Source organism: Sulfitobacter sp. UBA4523 (assembly GCF_002388305.1).
Taxonomy (GTDB): Bacteria; Pseudomonadota; Alphaproteobacteria; order Rhodobacterales; family Rhodobacteraceae; genus Sulfitobacter; species Sulfitobacter pontiacus.
The window spans coordinates 520-955 of record NZ_DGMH01000022.1; the positions used below are offsets into that span (position 1 = coordinate 520).

The window sequence follows — 436 nt, forward strand, 5'->3', positions numbered from 1 at the left end:
CCATGGCCGCCTGTGCCGATTTTGTCGAAAGCGATATCCTGCGCGGGCCCTATGTGTTGGGCGAGGATTTCAGCCTAGCCGATCCCTACCTGTTCGTCGTGTGCAACTGGCTTGAGGGCGACGGCGTGGATACGGCGGCCTACCCCAAGATCACGACATTCATGCAGCAGATGACCGCCCGCGCCAGCGTGGCAGCGGTGAAAGACAAGGGGATGCTATGACCGCACCACATCTATGGGTCCGCGCCGAACAGCGCGACAATGAAACCCGCGTCGGCATCACACCCGAAGGGGTTACCGCGTTGATGGCGCAGGGGTTTCGCGTCACCGTCGAAGCCTCGGACAGCCGCGTGATCGCGACCGATGCCTATGCGGCCACGGGCTGCACCATCGCCCTACAGAACAGCTGGCCCGACGCGCCCGCCGATGCGATCAGC

The 436-nt window shown here is 63.8% G+C and carries 1 protein-coding gene and 1 pseudogene; both read left to right on the forward strand.

Annotated features, from left to right (window positions below; all coding sequences use genetic code 11):
• On the forward strand, window positions 1-221 hold a 221-nt coding region (locus B3849_RS04735), incomplete at its 5' end, for a glutathione S-transferase C-terminal domain-containing protein (RefSeq protein WP_286779878.1).
• Window positions 218-436: pseudogene (locus B3849_RS04740) on the forward strand (saccharopine dehydrogenase); the annotation flags it as partial. The gene B3849_RS04735 and the pseudogene B3849_RS04740, both read left to right, overlap by 4 nt.